Source organism: Acinetobacter sp. MYb10, from assembly GCF_002980175.2.
Classification (GTDB): Bacteria; Pseudomonadota; Gammaproteobacteria; order Pseudomonadales; family Moraxellaceae; genus Acinetobacter; species Acinetobacter guillouiae.
This window is the reverse complement of the sequence record NZ_CP058272.1, coordinates 4,399,199-4,415,689: the sequence shown is the minus strand read 5'-3', so window position 1 is coordinate 4,415,689 and position 16,491 is coordinate 4,399,199. Positions and strand designations below refer to the sequence as shown.

Here is a 16,491-nt window from a genome sequence, read left to right as displayed (position 1 = left end):
TTTTGAATAACTGATTCTGAATAGCTTGTTATGTACATGATTCAATTACTTTTCAAATTTTGCTGACCATTGTTTTAGAATTGATTCACGCTGTTCAGCTGCCCAATAAAAATCATTCTTCACCAATTGCTGCGCAAGATTTTTTGGGAAATCTTGATTTTTGCTATGAACATTTTGATGTGCCACCATTGAAAAGTTTTGTGCATAAGCTTCATTGGCAGCTTGGCTAATGCTCCAATCAATAAACTTTTCTGCACTGCTGAGTTTTTTCGTACCTTTGACAATGGCTGAGGCTTCCATTTCCCAACCTAGCCCCTCTTTCGGATAGACGATTTCTAAAGGCGCACCACGCGATTTCAACTTAAAGCCCGGATAACCAAACGAAATTCCGATGACCGTTTCACCCTGAGCCGCCATCTTGCAAGGCTTCGAGCCTGAATGTACATACTGAGAAATGTTTTTATCGAGTGCCTGCATATATTGCCAAGCTTGATTTTCACCAAAAATTTGCATCCATGCAGTCACATCCAAATAGCCTGTGCCACTCGATGCTGGATTTGGCATCACGATTAACCCTTTATAAATTGGTTTAGTCAGGTCTTGCCAGGTTTGCGGAATCGGTAATTTTTTCTTTTCCAATTCAACAGTATTGACACAAACAGCCGACTCCCAAGCAGTCATGCCTGTCCATGTTGGAATGTCTTTTTGGCTATAAAAATCGATTTTAAGTTGTTCGACATGTTTCGGGCGATACGGTTGCAATAAGTCTTTTTTTTCCATGACCAATAAACTGGTCAAAGCAAGTCCCATCACTACATCGGCTTGTGGATTCTTTTGTTCTGCTAATAATTTTGCGGTGATCACACCTGTCGAATCACGCACCCATTTTACTTTTAATTCAGGATGTGCTTTGCGTAATTCCCATTGATAACGCTTTAATTGATCCGCTTCAACCGCGGTATAGACTGTGATTTGCTCAACATCATTCGAGGTTGAAGACGTGGTGCATGCTGTGCTGACACAAGCAAAGAGAATACTTGTGCCCATGGCGAGGAGCTTTTTTTGCTGCTGTTTTAGATACGGGCTCATTATGACATTCCTAACGAATGCTGCTTCTTGATAGCCTGTATTTCAACAAAAGTTTATGACAATTTAATTAATCTGGTTTAAACCAGATTAATTATTTTAATTCTTTATCATGACGCTTCAAAATGTAAATCGAGTACATCATGTAACCAATATTCTTGGTCAACATCGGTAATCACTCCATTTTGATCGCAATTGGTACGGCAAATATATAAACCCATACTACCAACATTGACATGCAAAGCTTTGGCTTGTTGTTCTGACAATACTGTTGGATAGAGATTAATATGCGCTCGGGTCAATTGCCGTTGATAGTGCTCTGCCATCAAAGTCGTAATAGAACCTTCTAATTGTTGTTCTAAGAATTGAGGAAATAAACTTGCATTGATACGTAAATGTTCAACTACCGCAGGACGACCATTGATACTACGACGCCGCCACATCGAATAAATATCATCACCCACCGAAATTTTTAAATGTGCTGCATCCCAAGAGGTCGCTTGCACCAATTCCGCAGAAATCAATTCCGTACTTGGTACACCCCCTTGCTCAGTCACATATTGGTTAAAACTTTTGGTCGATTGCGGACGGTAAATAATTCGTGGCGCACGAACAAACCAACCACGGCGATCTAAACGATAAATAAGACCATCCATTTCCAAAGCCAATAATGCTTCTCGAACAGCGACACGTGTGGTAGCAAATTGTTCCATCAACACACGCTCTGAAGCCAGTTTGGTATTGGCACTCCATTGCCCTGACTCAATCTCATGGGCAATAGCATCTCGAATGGCAATATATTTGGGAATACGTGGAGAAGTCGTTTCTTGAACAGGCATACACATTTATTTTGTGAAAATTTCTTCTAATATACTCAAATATCATGTCTAAGCGATGACATTTTTAAAATAAGCATAGTTCATAACAAATTTTATGTTTTAAAAAAGCTCATCTTTTGATGAGCTTTTTGAGATCACACTGAAATGTGTTGAGTCAAAAAGACTCATGATTTTTCTCAAAGAATTACTTATTTGTTTTGTTTGGCATCTCCATATTTGAATGATCCATATCCTTCATCGAAGAAGGCATATTGGTCATTTTTGAATGATCCATTTGTGACATTTCTGAAGCGTTTCCATGCTGATGTTGCGTTGAGTTATTTGTTTGAGTTTTAGGATCATTGTTTGGTTTACAATTTTTTTCACATTTCTTTTGTTTTTTGTCTTTTGGCTGTTCATCGACTGTTCTAGTCAATACTTTATCTTCATCCTCATGTGCCCATGTTTGAACTGTGGTCATTAAAGCACCCATACAGATTAAAGCTGTTACACTTCGACTAAGTACATTTTTCATGAGTTTCTCTCAGATTAAGTTTGTTGACTTTTACAATAAAATAATTTGCCAAACTTTAAAGTGACATGAAAATGATATTTTAGTCAGCCAGAATTATATTGGGTGGTATATCTATCAACATAACTGTAAAGGATTCATGGGTATCATCAGAAAAAGTAGGTAACTCTTTTATAAGCATGTTTGCAATAACCTCATTCATTACCTCCAAAATAGCTAAAAATAGCTTTTGTGAAGATGCTTATCCAACATACGATATGACAGGTAAATCTATAGTGGTCAACATACTATGACCTTTATAACATTGCTAAACTTTACCTCCAATTACAGCTTCTTTTCCATTCAGTTCAGTTTTATTGGCATCAGCTGTACTAGCTACTTGTCGATAGAATTGAATAATAAAATGTTCATCTTGTTCTTTAATACAGAAACTGCTGTTATTAAGCATTGCATCGAAATAAGTAGCGGCTTCTTGTTGAGACACTTTACGTTGACCGAGCTGTTTTATTTGATACATGTTTCATCACATACCCGTACAGAAATACCCAACTGATGTTTGATTCCCTCCACATCATATAAAAGTGCAAACTGTGCAGATCTGGTAAGCTCTTTAATCCGTCCTGCTCTACGTTAACCACAAGGATATATCTCAAAGATTCGAACGTAAAACTTCATTAATGATTATGATCACCAAATATTTTTTCCTTGCTATTTATTGTATACATTTCATCAACTTGATCTTTTCTAAACACAAGTTGTCTTTTATTAAATTTTGAAGTTTCACCATCATCAGTATAGCTGTAGTCCATAATATTATCTGTATAGCCTTGCTGGTATCTGAATTTGTTCCCATGAACATTAAATGTATGTAACAAGCCAAATGTATGGCAAAGTTCATGAGAAAATGTTTTTAGGAATCCTTCTTTGGTCGCCATTGCATCCTTAAATACAGCAACTGTATTCGCCCATTTAAGCTCATTAAATGCTTCTTTAGAGTTCATATCTATCTTTTTAACTCTCGGAGTCAAAAATTTTGATTTAGGTTTATAACTAGCACTACCTAAAACATTCATCCACACTGGTTGGCTAATTTCTTTCTTTGAAATTGGATCATATACATTTTCAGTTTTTGGAGTTTCACTTACACAAATCGGTGCAAAGAAAATATAATTCTTTTGCTCAACTTCTGAATATATTGATAGTAACTTGTCTTCTACTTTTCTCTTCCTATCATATAGATCAATTAACTCGCGTTGAAATTCTTGAGACAAATCTTCTTCCACGTTAATCGTTTTATTTCTTATGCTATTTTGACTTTCTTGCTCTAGAGTATTTGAACAAACCTCAAGAAATTTTTTACCATAGGCTTCTGATATTTCTTTGGTCCACCATTTTTTTACAAAAGCACTTACCTCAGCATCTGTTTTCGACAATCTATCTAGATCAAAAATATCAGTCTTAAGGACTTGAACAACCATAAGGCACTGATTAAAAATATTATACTTTAAAGCTTTTTCGTAATTTTCAGGTCTTTTAAGTATTTCCCCATTTACTTTTACATCAACAATCACTAATCCTTTTGTGATTACTTGATCATTTCTGGAAAGATAAATTATGCCAACTTCCTTTTTGTTTTCGCCACATTTTGCTATAACAGTAATACTTTCATTTTGCATTAAAACATCTCCTAAACAATGAACTGTTATTGCCTTTTTCTTTTTATAAGCATATCTAGTTTTGGTACCTAAATTCACCTTAACACGCTCTGAGTCAATAAATCGACTTAAAGGTTCTTCAATATAATCTGTCTGTTGATTATTATTAAATGTTGAAATTTTTATTGAGGTATTAGATGCTTCAAAGATCAGAACTGTACCATTGACTGTAAGTTTATCTTGGTAATATGCATCAATTACATCTTGATGTATTTCTAAATCAAGAACTGCACCTTGAGCATTTATTTCTTCACTACCCAAAACACCTTTACAACCAGAAGCAAAAATTGATAACCAAGAGGGAAAATAGTTAGGATAACTAATTTCTTTATTTACACTTCGAACATAGTTATCTTTCAATAATGAAAATGTAAAATCATGACTATATGCATAAATAACAGGGTCTTTTATTTTTTTTATTGTCAAAATAGGGTATATATATTCATCTCGAACCCAATCAAAACCAAATTCACCATTATATTCATCTACTGGTCTTCCAATTTCATAAGGCCGTCTAAAATGTACTGAAAAATCTCTTAAACAACTCTTAGACAATGCATCTTTCTTAGGGCTAGACATTATTTTATTCACAAGATTAGACCTCACACCTTTTATATCTGGCTAAAATAATTATTCTCGTAATTAAACTCAATATAAACTCCTAAGTAGTCTTCATAGAAAGCTTTAGAGTCTTAGTCATTTTAATTACATCCTTAGCAATTAAAAAATCATACTTTTTGGATAAATACGTTTTAAGTTTCTCATTTCTAAATCTTATACTTTCTAAAAGCTAAATTTTCTTTTAAAAAATTTCAGTATACATCAGATTAAATTCAATACAGTTTAGCTAAGTATATTTTTTCTCTTAGATTTATATAAAAGTAAACGAACACCAGCAGATATATCAAAAAACAGCATAAACTTTGCTTCTTTAGTTAAATTCTCTCGCTCAATAATTAACAATAAAAACATTATAAATAATATCCATACAACAAACACCAAATTATTATTAAAAAACAAATTATTAAAGCAATAAATTTATTTATTTTTAGATCTAATTTTGGTGCTTCCATCAAACAACTAAGAGTAGCTCCAGCTAGTGTTTTTCTTTAGTTCATTTTCTCTAAATGTACTATTATTATACATTTTAATCAAAACATTAATTACTAGTTAGATGAAAATTAAATACAATAAATCAACAAAAAAATAGCATTTAAGAGCTAAATACTATTTCCTTTATGAACAAGTCACGCTTTTTAAAAAAGCATATATTGATTCAAAAATTACTCCAGAATAGGCTGACAAATCGGCTTAATCTTCTGATCTGCTAAAACTTTTTTTGCAAAAGGAACAGCATCTTTCATGGAGATAGGCACAGCATCACTATGCCCATAGCCTGCATAAATATGCCCTTCAATAATTGTACCAGCCTGACAACTGTCTTTCATTAATTTAAGCTGCCCCCTCACATCGGGTGTTTTGTCATTTGCACCTGTAGCAATAAATACAGGATGGTTAATTTTTAATGTTGGAAAATAGCCAAATTTTTCCTGCATTTCTTCAATAGTTTTAGTATAAGTCTCGTTTGGTTTTTCCTTTAATACATTGGCAAAAGTCAGACCTGCACTCGTCACATCACGTTGTAAAGTGATAATACATGTATTTCTTGCTCGCTCCACGAAAGGCAACGCTTTTTCAGTAAAGACATCCTCTGTTTTCAACTTTGGATTATAACTTTGTGCTGCGATGAAGCTATACATCGGTAAAGCAATTGCTGTAACAACTTCATGTGGATTAGAACGAATGATCTCTTGTTTATTTGCATTTCGATCTCGATAAATAACCCCCGTTGCAACCGTACCTTTAATATTGAGCTTTGGCGCATATTGTGGTGCATATGCAGCTGCAGCAAATGCACCTGCCCCACCTTGTGATTCTCCTGACAAAATCACTTTATTCGCAATTTTTAAGTTTGCTTGAATTACTGCCGTAGCACTATCGAGCATGTTATAGGCTAACATTGGATTGTTAATTAGCCAATGTGCGCCTTGCGTTCCTAAGCCTTCATAATCTGTTGCAACCACTGCAAACCCTTCGTCAAGCCATTTGTCTAAATGTTCAACACCGATATATAAACGACCTGCCCAAGAAGGTGCACATGTATCAGCTAAACCAACAGTTCCATGGCCCCAAACTAAAAGTGGCCATCCACCTTTGGGTGGCGTCCCTTGAGGAATGAATAATGCCCCCGAAACAATAGATGCTTTACTCGAATCTATACCACTAGTCGATGAATATAAAATTCGATATTGAGCTGATGCTTTTGATTGACCAATATAAGAGGGGGTTAAATCCTCTATTTTAAGTAAAGTACCTGATACTTTAGGAATTTCTTGATTCCACTCATAAAAATCGGATAAATAACTATCCCCAACCAAGTTCTCTGGGTACGTTTTTGCCTGTGTTAAAGGTGAAACAAGTAAACTCAATGCTAAAACAGCATTTAAAATACGCATTTTCATTGAACATCTCCTTAGAAATCATAGGTTAATTTGCTATACAAGAATGTTCCATTTCCCCCTTCAGGAGCATTAAAACTATACTTCACTACCCCACCAACACTGGTATTTTTTACATGATCTGGAAATGAGTTGAATAAGTTATAAGCACCGATATCTAAACGTAAACCTTTTAAAACATCTGGTTTAAAACCAATATTTAAATCTGCAACCCATTGCTCTGAGAAATTTTGGTCAAATGCTGGACGTGTGCTATCAACTGTGCTCCATTCGCCATAACGACGAAGTTGTGCTGTCACATCCCAATTGTGAATACGCCAATCTGCGCCTAAAGTGAGCTTATTTTTAGGTGATGCTGATTCAATAATTCCTTGCGTACTACGCCCCGCAATTGATTCAAATGGAATTATTTCACCTTTGGCTGTAATTGCATTACGTGTCTTGGTAATTTTGTTTTGATTTGTACTAAAGCCTAAATTCAGCTTTAACTTGCCATATTTCTCCAAATCCATCAGATAATTTGAAGTAATTTCTAAACCACGAGTTCGGGTATCCAATAAGTTATTAAAAAATGCGACATTATTAATCTCGACATAAGGGGTACCTGCAAAGGCATTTTTAATTACATCTCCAGTAATATTATCTGATAATAAAATTCTGTCTTTTATATCAATTTGATATAGATCTAAAGTCGCAGATAAATTTTGTGTGGGTTTAAACACAAATCCAATAGACGCATTTTTTGACTTTTCTGGGTCTAAAGCCTTACCACCTAAAAGTAAAGCGGCTTCACTTCCAGGCAATAATGTTCGTTGTGAAACGTCTTGATATTCACCATTTGCTTGTAAAACAGTTTGACGACTATACGCAGAAAAACCCAACTGAGTAATTGAGGGTGCACGATAACCTGTACTATAAGTACTACGCACAGCAATTTTAGGGTCAATATCATATTTTAAAGACAACTTCCCATTGGCAGTACTACCAAAATCTGAATAATTTTCAGCTCTAAAAGCTGCCCCAGCAATTAATTTAGGAAGGATTTTTGCTTCTACATCAACATATCCACCAAATACATTTCTTGATATCTTACGTTCATCTTGGTCAGTAATACCTGAATAAATCTCTGGTACACCCACGCCAATGACTGGACTAGGATTAAAGTATGGACCACGTGTATAGGAAATTCGGTCACCTGCAATTTGTTGGTATTGTTCTTTACGGTAGGCTATACCTGTTGCAAAAGTGATTGGCTCATTTAAAAATGTTAAAGCAATTTGTTTTTGATAATCCAAGTTCACATTACTTTGTTCATTAATATTTTCGCCAACTTTATACTCAGATGGAGAGTCATAACCGTAACTTGGATTTATCCCATTAGTGTAAAGTTGAGCTGCTTTATTACGACCATAATTCACTGAGAAATCTAATTTTCCATCCAGAAAATCATTGTCTTTCAACCCTGCTGTAATTGCATGGTCATACAATGAATATACTGATGTCGTGATTCTTCCATGTGGATAACGTGCTAAATAATATGGGTTTTGATTTAAAGTTGTATTGGTTGAAGGTGGCTGATAAAAGTTTTGCCCAACGCTTTCTTTATAACCATAAGTTGCAAAACCATACAATTTAATCGTATCGGTAAGTGGTAATTCGCCATTTAACACTGAATTGACTTGGTCATTTACCTTTGGTGAACCAAAACGCCAATTACGATATGGTGAGTTTGCTTCTAAATATTCCGCATTAGGATAACTTTGTGGATAGAATCTACGGTTATCTGGGTTGGTATTATTGGCATAATCTTGACTGCCATATTCAATGGCGAAGGTTAAGCTTCCATCATTCGGCAAAGAAAATCCTTTCCATAATGATAACTTATGTTGTTCGCCTTCACCTGATGAAAACTGCCCAAAACGATAAGAGGCTGCACCATGGTCATCATCATCTTTGAGTATGATATTAATCACACCTGCTATTGCATCTGAACCATACTGCGCAGCAGCACCATCTCTCAAAATTTCAACTCGTTTAATTGCATTTAATGGAATTAAACTTAAATCTACAGATGCCGCACCACGACCATTCGCTAAATTTTGTCGAGTAAATATTGCACCTGTATGGCGACGCTTACCATTAATCAAGACTAAAACCTGATCAGAGGCTAAACCGCGTAATGATGCTCCTGCTGGTATTTGCGCAGCAAATGCACCCGCTGGTTCTAAAGGGAATGTAAATGACGGTGCTAAAATTGTTAGTGCTTTAGATAAATCAGACGTTCCAGTATTTTTCAACTGTTCTTCAGACAAAATATCGACAGGTGCTGGTGTATCCAACGGGCTTTTAACAGCTCGGCGACTTCCCGTTACGACCACTGACGCTAAAGTAACAGCATCAATATCCTCATTACTTTTTTGTGGTGTTTCATTTGCAATTGCGATGGCACTAGTTAGAGCACTCAGAACAAATATTGAAGATTTCAAGATAGATGGTGTGAGTATATTCATATGCATTTCCTAGAAAATGATCTGCTTTCTGCAAACTCAATGCCATATTTATTATTCAATACTAATCAGATACTTATATTATTTTAGTCTACTAATAGTTGCTTTGATTTAAACAAATTTTCACCAAAATGCTCATATAACAACTTAAAATTATTGAAAACATACAATTATGGTTATTGTCATTTCTAACTTAAAAATTATGCTACAGAGGAAACTGTATGAAATTACAAGATTAAGACTCAATTGAAAGGTAATCTTGAGCCTAATTTAGATAATTTAGATAATTTAAAATAGCTATCACGTCCACTAATCCTTTATAAAAAGGTAACTTACACAAAATAATTTAAGCGCTCAACCAAATTCATTTTATCAATTTCGGCTATATATAAACAACTTTCAGCATATTTTCTAAAGCTCCCATTGCAAGTGAGAGTTATATCGGGGTATGAGGCTTTACCATCGTCTCAAAAAATTGATAAAACTTTAAATATTAATCTTTGTCTAAGTAGTTTTGATTTTGTGTGTTTATCTTTTGATCCGGTATATCATAGGTTGTTTGAGTCCAACCAGTTCGAGAGATGTCTGCGATTGATCAAAAGCGTGGTTGTAAGAAGATTAATTAATTGTGAGATAGCTTTTTTGGTACAGGCTTGTTCATCTTAAAATTATATTGCTGATTTCGCCTATACTTGTAAATAAACTCCAAACTAAATTTTAGTCTAACAAATGCTATTATGGAATTAAGAAATTTTAATTTTACCAGCAAAATTAAGAAATTATTAGAGGAACGCTGAAATGGATAAATTACAATGCATGGAAGCATTTGTAAGAGTAGCTGAGAGTGGCAGCTTTATTAAAGCTGCAGAACAATTAGGAGTAACTCGATCAGTAATTAGCAATCGAATTCAACAACTAGAAAATTTTATTAAAGCGCCACTTTTTCACCGTAGCACCCGCTCCGTAAGGCTTTCAGATATTGGTGAAAAATATTATAGGGAGTGCGCATCGCTTATAAAAAGTTTTGAAATACTAGCTGATGAAATGGCACATGCTACTTCAAAAATGCAAGGTCGTCTGAGAATCCATATGGCACCTGGTTTTGCCATAGATTATTTTGGTCATTTTTTAGCTACTTTTTTAAAAGAGTACCCTGATCTAGATATCGATATTGTCGTCAATGATCGAATTATTGATCCTATTGCAGAAGGTTTTGACATTGTTTTTCAAATGTTTCCTCCAACAGGTGAAAGCTTAATTGAACGTAAACTATTTAATGTCAATCGTGTCTTATGTTGCTCGCCTAAGTATCTCCAGAATATTAAACATATTCTAGTTCCTGAACAGTTAAAAGAAATTCAAATTGGATATTACTCTGGCTACCCTACTCGAAATAGAATTCAATATTTAAATGATAATGAATTTAAAGAGATGGAAATAAATATACAGATCGTATCTTCATCAGTTCATTTATTGCGTGATTTTGCGTTAAGTGAAGGGGGGATAGTATGTCTACCTACGTTAGTTGCCCATAAATACTTAATGAACAACCAACTTACCGCCATCCTATCTGACTTTCCATTATTAAATTATAGCTTACGAGCCGTCTTTCCTGCGAATTCAAAAAATCTTTCAAAAATTCGTAAACTTTTAGACTTTTTAATTGCTCGTCTAGATACAATTCCTGATTGGGATATTGAATTAATACAACATAATCACTTATCTGATAAAGTTAAGTTATTTGAATAATCAAGGCAATACCTTGCCCTACCCCAATACACATTGAACATAAGGCATATTCACCCTTGATTTGTTCAAGTTGATTTAAGGCAGTGGTCACCAGTCTGGCACCTGATGCACCCAAAGGATGACCTAAAGCAATCGCCCCACCATTGGGATTGACACGTGCATCATCATCTGCCAAACCTAAATCACGGGTTACGGCCAAAGCTTGGGCGGCAAAAGCTTCATTCAGCTCAATCACATCCATTTGCGCTAAGCTAAGATCGGCTTGTTTAAGCAGTTTCTTAATCGCAGGCGCTGGCGCAAAGCCCATAATTCTTGGTTCAACACCCACCGTGGTTGCTGCAATAATTTTGCCACGTGGTTTTAATTGGTATTTTTCTACAGCTTCGTCTGAAGCAATTAATAAGGCTGCTGCACCATCATTAATCCCAGACGCATTTCCCGCCGTGACCGTACCATCAGCTTTGACCACACCTTTAAGTTTTGTCAGTGCAGCTAAAGTGGTTGATGCACGTGGATGTTCATCGGTATCCACAAGCACAGCATCACCTTTACGCTGTGGAATAGTGACAGGCACAATCTCATTTTGGAAAAAGCCTTGAGCTTGTGCTGCTGCGGTACGTTGTTGGCTATTCAGCGCAAACTGATCTTGATCCGCACGGTTAATATTGAATTGCTCTGCCACGTTTTCAGCGGTTTGCGGCATGCTGTCCACACCATACAATTCTTTGAGTTTTGGGTTGATAAAGCGCCAGCCCATGGTGGTGTCTTCGATCTTTTGACTACGTCCAAAAGCACTGTCCGACTTACCCATCACATAGGGCGCACGGCTCATGCTTTCTACGCCACCGGCAATGATTAAATCTGCTTCATTGGCTTTAATGGCACGAGCTGCCATGGCAATCGCATCCAGTGATGAACCACATAGACGGTTCACAGTGGTTGCTGGCACTTGATAGGGCACACCAGCCAATAATGCTGACATACGCCCGACATTACGATTGTCTTCACCGGCCTGATTGGCACAGCCATAGATCACATCATCGACTTGCTGCCAATCTACTGTTGGATTACGTTGTATCAATGCTTGAATTGGAATAGCACCAAGATCATCTGCACGGACTGGCGCAAGACCACCGGCATAACGACCAAATGGAGTACGGATGGCATCTATGATGTAAGCGTTTTTCATGTTGTTTATATCCTTAAATAATCTCACTTGCGCTGCTACAACCGTAGCTCACCTCTTTGTAAAAGAAGAAGTTCCCCTCTTTCATAAAGAGGGGTTAGGAGAGATTTAATCATTCCGCAAGGGAGGGATTTATTATCCCTGTGTCGCATCAATCAATTGAGCACCCGTCAAAGCCTGTAATTCTTCAGGGATTTATTATCCCTGTGTCGCATCAATCAATTGAGCACCCGTCAAAGCCTGTAATTCTTCAAAGCTCAGACCTGCAACTTTTTCAAGCACTTTTAAGCCATCTGTAGTCACATCAATCACGCATAAGTCGGTATAAATACGATCAACACAATGTTTGCCTGTTACTGGATAGCTCAGTTCTTCAACAATCTTAGGTTCACCTTGCTTAGTCACATGATCGGTGGTGATAAAGACTTTCTTGGCCCCTACAGCCAAATCCATTGCACCACCCACCGCAGGAATCGCATCTGGCGCACCGGTATGCCAATTGGCAAGATCACCATTAGCCGCCACTTGGAATGCACCCAATACAGCAATATCCAAATGTCCACCACGCATCATGGCAAAGGAATCACCGTGATGGAAAAACGAACCACCCGTTAGCATAGTCACATATTCTTTGCCTGCATTAATCAACTCAGGATCTTCTTCACCTTTGGCGGGTGGAGGACCAAAAGCCAATAAACCATTTTCAGAATGTAGAAATACATCTTTGTCTGTTGGCAGATATTTTGAAATCTTGGTTGGTAAACCAATGCCTAAATTGACATAAGCACCATCGGGAATATCTTGGGCAACACGTTCAGCAATTTGGTCACGGCTTAGTTTTTGGTAGCTCATTGTTATTCTCCATTACCATTGGCTGCATCAACTGCAACCACATGCTGAACAAAAATCCCTGGGGTAATAATATGCTCAGGATCGAGTTGACCTAATTCAACCACCTCTGAAACCTGTGCAATGGTGACATCTGCAGCCATCGCCATGATTGGACCAAAGTTACGTGCTGATTTGTTATAAACCAAGTTGCCCCAACGGTCGCCTTGATGTGCTTTAATCAGTGCAAAGTCTGCTTTAATCGGATATTCAAGCACGTAGTCTTTGCCATCGATATGACGAGTTTCTTTGCCGTCTGCCAATAAGGTGCCAAAACCTGTTGGGGTAAACACTGCACCTAAACCCATTCCTGCAGCTTGAATACGACACGCGAGATTACCTTGTGGAACCAGTTCAAGTTCGATCTTGCCCGCATGGTAGAGTTCATCAAATACCCAAGAGTCCGACTGACGTGGGAAAGAACAAATGATTTTACGGACTGCACCTGATTTAAGCAGTTTAGCCAGACCATAATCGCCATTGCCTGCATTGTTATTGACAATCACCAGATCTTTAACGCCAAGTTCAATCAGCCCATCGATCAGCTCTGCGGGTTGTCCTGCTGTTCCAAAGCCACCAATCATAATGGTCGATCTATCTTGGATTTGAGAGAGCATCTCGGCTAAGGATGCCACACTTTTGTCTATCATAGGACTTACTTATCATTTATAGGCTTATATTTATTATATTGAATAAAGAAATTGTCTATTCTTTTAATTATACAAACTGATTGTTTCCATTTTAGAAACAAATTCCTCCTCCAATTTGAAATAGAATAAATGATTTAAACCTCGGATTTTATTTTATGGATTATATTCGCCTTGTAAAAATGGCTGAGAAAGAACGCTTTCAAGCCTTAACACAAAAAGATTATAAAAAATTTGAAAGCTTATGTGATCCAGAACTGATCTATGTGCATAGTAGTGCTAAAATAGATCATCTTTCTAGCTATATGCAAAAATTAGAAAGTCAGTATTATATTTATAAAACAATTGATTATAATATTGAAAATATTGTCGAGTTTTCAGATAACCTTTTAACTTTTGCAATATTTGAAGCTGAACTGCTTTTACAAGGTAAACCTGTTAAATTAAAAAATCGCACACTGTCGATATGGAAAAAAACCAAAGATAGTGTTGTTCTTTTTGCTTATCAACCGACGCCTATAAAATAAATCAAAGGGGGAAAAATCCCCTCTTGATTCTAAAATCTTTAAAAATTCATCGTATAAGTGGTAAAGAATCTATTCTCAATGTAATCACCTTTAAGATCATTTTTATAATTTAAGTTTAGCCACTGAAAACCAAGTCCTTTAAATCGTCCTTCATTCATACGATAATTCATAATGATATCAAATTCACTTTCATCAAATCCTTTTTGACCATTGATCATATAGTTTTGGCCTTCTACATAACGGAGTAAAAGATTTAAACCTGGTAATGCCCAACTTGCATCATGATTAAAGGTAACATGATATGAAAGTTCATTTGCCTTATTGAATGTACCTTGTGTCCAGTTAATATAACTGAGGACAGGAACGGCACCATCTAACATTGGAAAATTACTATCTCCTTCAATTTTTTGGATGCCCAAACCAATAGTATTTGGCCCGTAACTAATCTCGTGAAGTAGCCCAATATATTGGTTATCAATATCACCAAGCAGTTCAACACCTGTTTCTTCTGTATAATAATATCTAAATTTAGTATTGAATCTAAATTGTTCAATACTATTTTTATAGTTCAGTCCTATAGAGTATTGATTATATAAGTCATCTAATTCACTCACAAAAATCTGAGTCTGTAATTTATTATCGAAAGCTTTGTGCTTTAAATCAATATAAGCCAATCCATCAGATTCTTTTTTGTTGACAGAAATTTTTCTAAAATCTTCTTCATTTCGTGGTGAATATTTATCTAAATAGCCAATATCCACATTTAACTGTTCATTCAATTGACCAGAATATAATAGACCTTGATAAATAGTGATCAGTTGCCGACTATAATCTGTAGTCGCCAGTGGCGTATCTACCCATTGTTCTCCCCAAGTGACTTTGTGATTTTTATGCTGTACACCCATTGACCCAGCTACTTTATTATAGCTTGAAGCCTGTTTTTGTGTATTTACATCAAAAGGTAAAATCATGTCATTTAAATGCTTATCTTCGCTCAAACGTCTCGCATATTGTACCGATCCAGTAAAAAGCAACTTTGTGTCATCTGATAATGCATATTGAGTATTTCCAAGTGCAATAACACTTTGACTCCAGCTTCCAGTAATTGGTTTAGTCTGTTCATCAGGATCACGATTTGCGTATAAGTTTTTCAGGGTTACATCAATATTGACATCTTTTGCAAAGACATAGTTACCCGTTGCAGCCATGGCACAAGCCAATGGCACAATATAAAGTGTTTTTTTCATCATTAATCCATTAATTTATAGTATGTTTTTTACCGTTCTAAATCCCACATGACTTATACCTAAATCAATTTCTTGCGGGTGTCTGGCTGAAGCTCGATATCGCTGACAATAGTTCACTGCACAAAGGAATGATCCTCCTTTGATGGTGTAACGATTAAATGTTTGGGCTTGATTCGTATTAAGTTGTTGCATGCCCATGTGATCATCATGCGTCCCTTTAAATGGACTATTTGTGTATTCCCAAACATTTCCAATCATGTCGAATAAACCAAAACCATTGGCTTTGAAACATCCTACAGGTGCAACATCAGTAAAACCGTCTTTATTTTCATTTTGATATGGAAACTCTCCTTGCCAAATATTCGCATCAACATGTTCGCTATTGGCATGAGTTTCATTTATTTTACTAAAACCTTTAGCTGCATATTCCCATTGCTCTTCAGTTGGTAAATCTCGACCTAACCAGTTTGCATAAGCTAACGCATCTTTCAGTGTAATCATCCGGACAGGTTCATTTGCCTGAGTTTTCCGTTCGACATTTTCTCCCCAAGGCTGCTTCCAGCTTGCTCCTTTGACTAAACTCCACCATGCCAATTCTGATACTGGCTGTGTCGGTTGATAAAATACAACTGCTTCACCCTGCTTTTCCGCTTCAGTCACATAACCTGTTTCGTTTACAAAACTTTGAAACTGTGCATTCGTAACTTCTGTCGCATCGATCCAGAAGTCACTGACTGTACGCTCACTTTTATAAAGTGCTTGCTCTTCTGGGTAGCTTTTATTGTTCCCAATATTGAACGTTCCACCATGAATTTTGACCATACCTGCCTGAGGGTCTTTTCGCCAATCATGAGGAAGTCCCAAATATTGTTTACATTGAGCTAAACTTCCTAACTTCGGTGAAGTTTTTACGTGTTCCTGCTTTGGAGGAGCACCACAGGCTGCTAGAAAAATACTCCCCAACAGCACTACACTATGAAAACTCTTCATGCCAACATCTCTTAGACAACCAGCAAAATGATATTTTCTAGTGAATACAAGATGAGCTCATCACCAGTAGATGATCAATC

General features: G+C 36.4%; 13 protein-coding genes and 1 pseudogene. 2 read left to right on the top strand and 12 right to left on the bottom strand.

Annotated elements, in window-relative coordinates; genetic code table 11:
* Nucleotides 1-45: 45 nt before the first annotated feature.
* The 7 genes and pseudogenes from CQZ96_RS20530 to CQZ96_RS20500 all read right to left on the bottom strand — a co-directional run bounded on the left by CQZ96_RS20530 (nucleotide 46) and on the right by CQZ96_RS20500 (nucleotide 9,180).
* On the bottom strand, nucleotides 46-1,047 hold the full coding sequence (locus CQZ96_RS20530) for a putative 2-aminoethylphosphonate ABC transporter substrate-binding protein (RefSeq protein WP_416377035.1): 1,002 nt from the start codon (nucleotides 1,045-1,047) through the stop codon (nucleotides 46-48).
* Nucleotides 1,048-1,196: 149 nt separating this feature from the next.
* The gene (locus CQZ96_RS20525; protein ID WP_004724818.1) at nucleotides 1,197-1,931 is read right to left on the bottom strand and encodes a UTRA domain-containing protein; all 735 of its coding nucleotides are present in this window, start codon (nucleotides 1,929-1,931) and stop codon (nucleotides 1,197-1,199) included.
* Nucleotides 1,932-2,109: 178 nt separating this feature from the next.
* Nucleotides 2,110-2,439: a hypothetical protein gene (locus tag CQZ96_RS20520; RefSeq protein WP_004724819.1), complete on the bottom strand. Its 330-nt coding sequence runs from the start codon at nucleotides 2,437-2,439 to the stop codon at nucleotides 2,110-2,112.
* Nucleotides 2,440-2,770: 331 nt separating this feature from the next.
* Nucleotides 2,771-3,012 (bottom strand): annotated as a pseudogene (locus tag CQZ96_RS20515) (hypothetical protein); the annotation flags it as partial.
* A gap of 98 nt (nucleotides 3,013-3,110) precedes the next feature.
* Nucleotides 3,111-4,730 carry a hypothetical protein gene (locus tag CQZ96_RS20510; protein WP_105714769.1) on the bottom strand — a complete coding sequence of 540 codons (1,620 nt, stop codon included), beginning with the start codon at nucleotides 4,728-4,730 and terminating at the stop codon, nucleotides 3,111-3,113.
* A gap of 704 nt (nucleotides 4,731-5,434) precedes the next feature.
* Nucleotides 5,435-6,673 carry a lipase family protein gene (locus tag CQZ96_RS20505; RefSeq protein WP_105714768.1) on the bottom strand — a complete coding sequence of 413 codons (1,239 nt, stop codon included), beginning with the start codon at nucleotides 6,671-6,673 and terminating at the stop codon, nucleotides 5,435-5,437.
* An 11-nt stretch (nucleotides 6,674-6,684) separates the two neighbouring features.
* Complete coding sequence (locus tag CQZ96_RS20500; protein ID WP_105714767.1) at nucleotides 6,685-9,180, bottom strand: TonB-dependent receptor plug domain-containing protein; 2,496 nt, start codon at nucleotides 9,178-9,180, stop codon at nucleotides 6,685-6,687.
* A gap of 795 nt (nucleotides 9,181-9,975) precedes the next feature.
* Between CQZ96_RS20500 and CQZ96_RS20495 the strand changes: the two genes are divergently transcribed.
* The gene (locus tag CQZ96_RS20495) at nucleotides 9,976-10,926 is read left to right on the top strand and encodes a LysR family transcriptional regulator (protein WP_004724832.1); all 951 of its coding nucleotides are present in this window, start codon (nucleotides 9,976-9,978) and stop codon (nucleotides 10,924-10,926) included.
* On the opposite strand, the gene pcaF is transcribed toward CQZ96_RS20495, so the two are convergent.
* From pcaF to CQZ96_RS20480, 3 genes are all read right to left on the bottom strand, one after another.
* A complete protein-coding gene (pcaF, locus tag CQZ96_RS20490; RefSeq protein ID WP_105714766.1) occupies nucleotides 10,910-12,115 on the bottom strand; it encodes a 3-oxoadipyl-CoA thiolase in 1,206 nt (401 codons plus the stop codon). The two genes, CQZ96_RS20495 and pcaF, sit on opposite strands and share 17 nt — an antisense overlap.
* Nucleotides 12,116-12,310: 195 nt before the next feature.
* A complete protein-coding gene (locus tag CQZ96_RS20485; protein ID WP_004722148.1) occupies nucleotides 12,311-12,964 on the bottom strand; it encodes a 3-oxoacid CoA-transferase subunit B in 654 nt (217 codons plus the stop codon).
* A 2-nt stretch (nucleotides 12,965-12,966) separates the two neighbouring features.
* On the bottom strand, nucleotides 12,967-13,650 hold the full coding sequence (locus tag CQZ96_RS20480) for a 3-oxoacid CoA-transferase subunit A (RefSeq protein ID WP_166782140.1): 684 nt from the start codon (nucleotides 13,648-13,650) through the stop codon (nucleotides 12,967-12,969).
* Nucleotides 13,651-13,805: 155 nt separating this feature from the next.
* On the opposite strand from CQZ96_RS20480, the gene CQZ96_RS20475 reads away from it, so the two are divergent.
* Nucleotides 13,806-14,174, top strand: coding sequence for a nuclear transport factor 2 family protein (locus CQZ96_RS20475; protein WP_105713667.1), 369 nt, complete (start codon nucleotides 13,806-13,808; stop codon nucleotides 14,172-14,174).
* Nucleotides 14,175-14,212: 38 nt separating this feature from the next.
* Here the strand turns inward: CQZ96_RS20475 and CQZ96_RS20470 are convergent, their stop codons facing one another.
* Complete coding sequence (locus CQZ96_RS20470; RefSeq protein ID WP_228722748.1) at nucleotides 14,213-15,382, bottom strand: OprD family outer membrane porin; 1,170 nt, start codon at nucleotides 15,380-15,382, stop codon at nucleotides 14,213-14,215.
* Nucleotides 15,383-15,436: 54 nt separating this feature from the next.
* Entirely contained in the window at nucleotides 15,437-16,411 is a 975-nt protein-coding gene (locus CQZ96_RS20465) for a formylglycine-generating enzyme family protein (RefSeq protein ID WP_105713665.1), read from the bottom strand.
* Nucleotides 16,412-16,491 lie beyond the last annotated feature (80 nt).

Bases quoted from the DNA above. Each gene is read 5' to 3' on its own strand.
- CQZ96_RS20530 (WP_416377035.1), bottom strand. From the start codon at position 1,047: ATGGGCACAAGTATTCTCTTTGCTTGTGTCAGCACAGCATGCACCACG.
- CQZ96_RS20525 (WP_004724818.1), bottom strand. From the start codon at position 1,931: ATGTGTATGCCTGTTCAAGAAACGACTTCTCCACGTATTCCCAAATAT.
- CQZ96_RS20520 (WP_004724819.1), bottom strand. From the start codon at position 2,439: ATGAAAAATGTACTTAGTCGAAGTGTAACAGCTTTAATCTGTATGGGT.
- CQZ96_RS20510 (WP_105714769.1), bottom strand. From the start codon at position 4,730: ATGTCTAGCCCTAAGAAAGATGCATTGTCTAAGAGTTGTTTAAGAGAT.
- CQZ96_RS20505 (WP_105714768.1), bottom strand. From the start codon at position 6,673: ATGAAAATGCGTATTTTAAATGCTGTTTTAGCATTGAGTTTACTTGTT.
- CQZ96_RS20500 (WP_105714767.1), bottom strand. From the start codon at position 9,180: ATGAATATACTCACACCATCTATCTTGAAATCTTCAATATTTGTTCTG.
- CQZ96_RS20495 (WP_004724832.1), top strand. From the start codon at position 9,976: ATGGATAAATTACAATGCATGGAAGCATTTGTAAGAGTAGCTGAGAGT.
- pcaF (WP_105714766.1), bottom strand. From the start codon at position 12,115: ATGAAAAACGCTTACATCATAGATGCCATCCGTACTCCATTTGGTCGT.
- CQZ96_RS20485 (WP_004722148.1), bottom strand. From the start codon at position 12,964: ATGAGCTACCAAAAACTAAGCCGTGACCAAATTGCTGAACGTGTTGCC.
- CQZ96_RS20480 (WP_166782140.1), bottom strand. From the start codon at position 13,650: ATGATAGACAAAAGTGTGGCATCCTTAGCCGAGATGCTCTCTCAAATC.
- CQZ96_RS20475 (WP_105713667.1), top strand. From the start codon at position 13,806: ATGGATTATATTCGCCTTGTAAAAATGGCTGAGAAAGAACGCTTTCAA.
- CQZ96_RS20470 (WP_228722748.1), bottom strand. From the start codon at position 15,382: ATGGCTGCAACGGGTAACTATGTCTTTGCAAAAGATGTCAATATTGAT.
- CQZ96_RS20465 (WP_105713665.1), bottom strand. From the start codon at position 16,411: ATGAAGAGTTTTCATAGTGTAGTGCTGTTGGGGAGTATTTTTCTAGCA.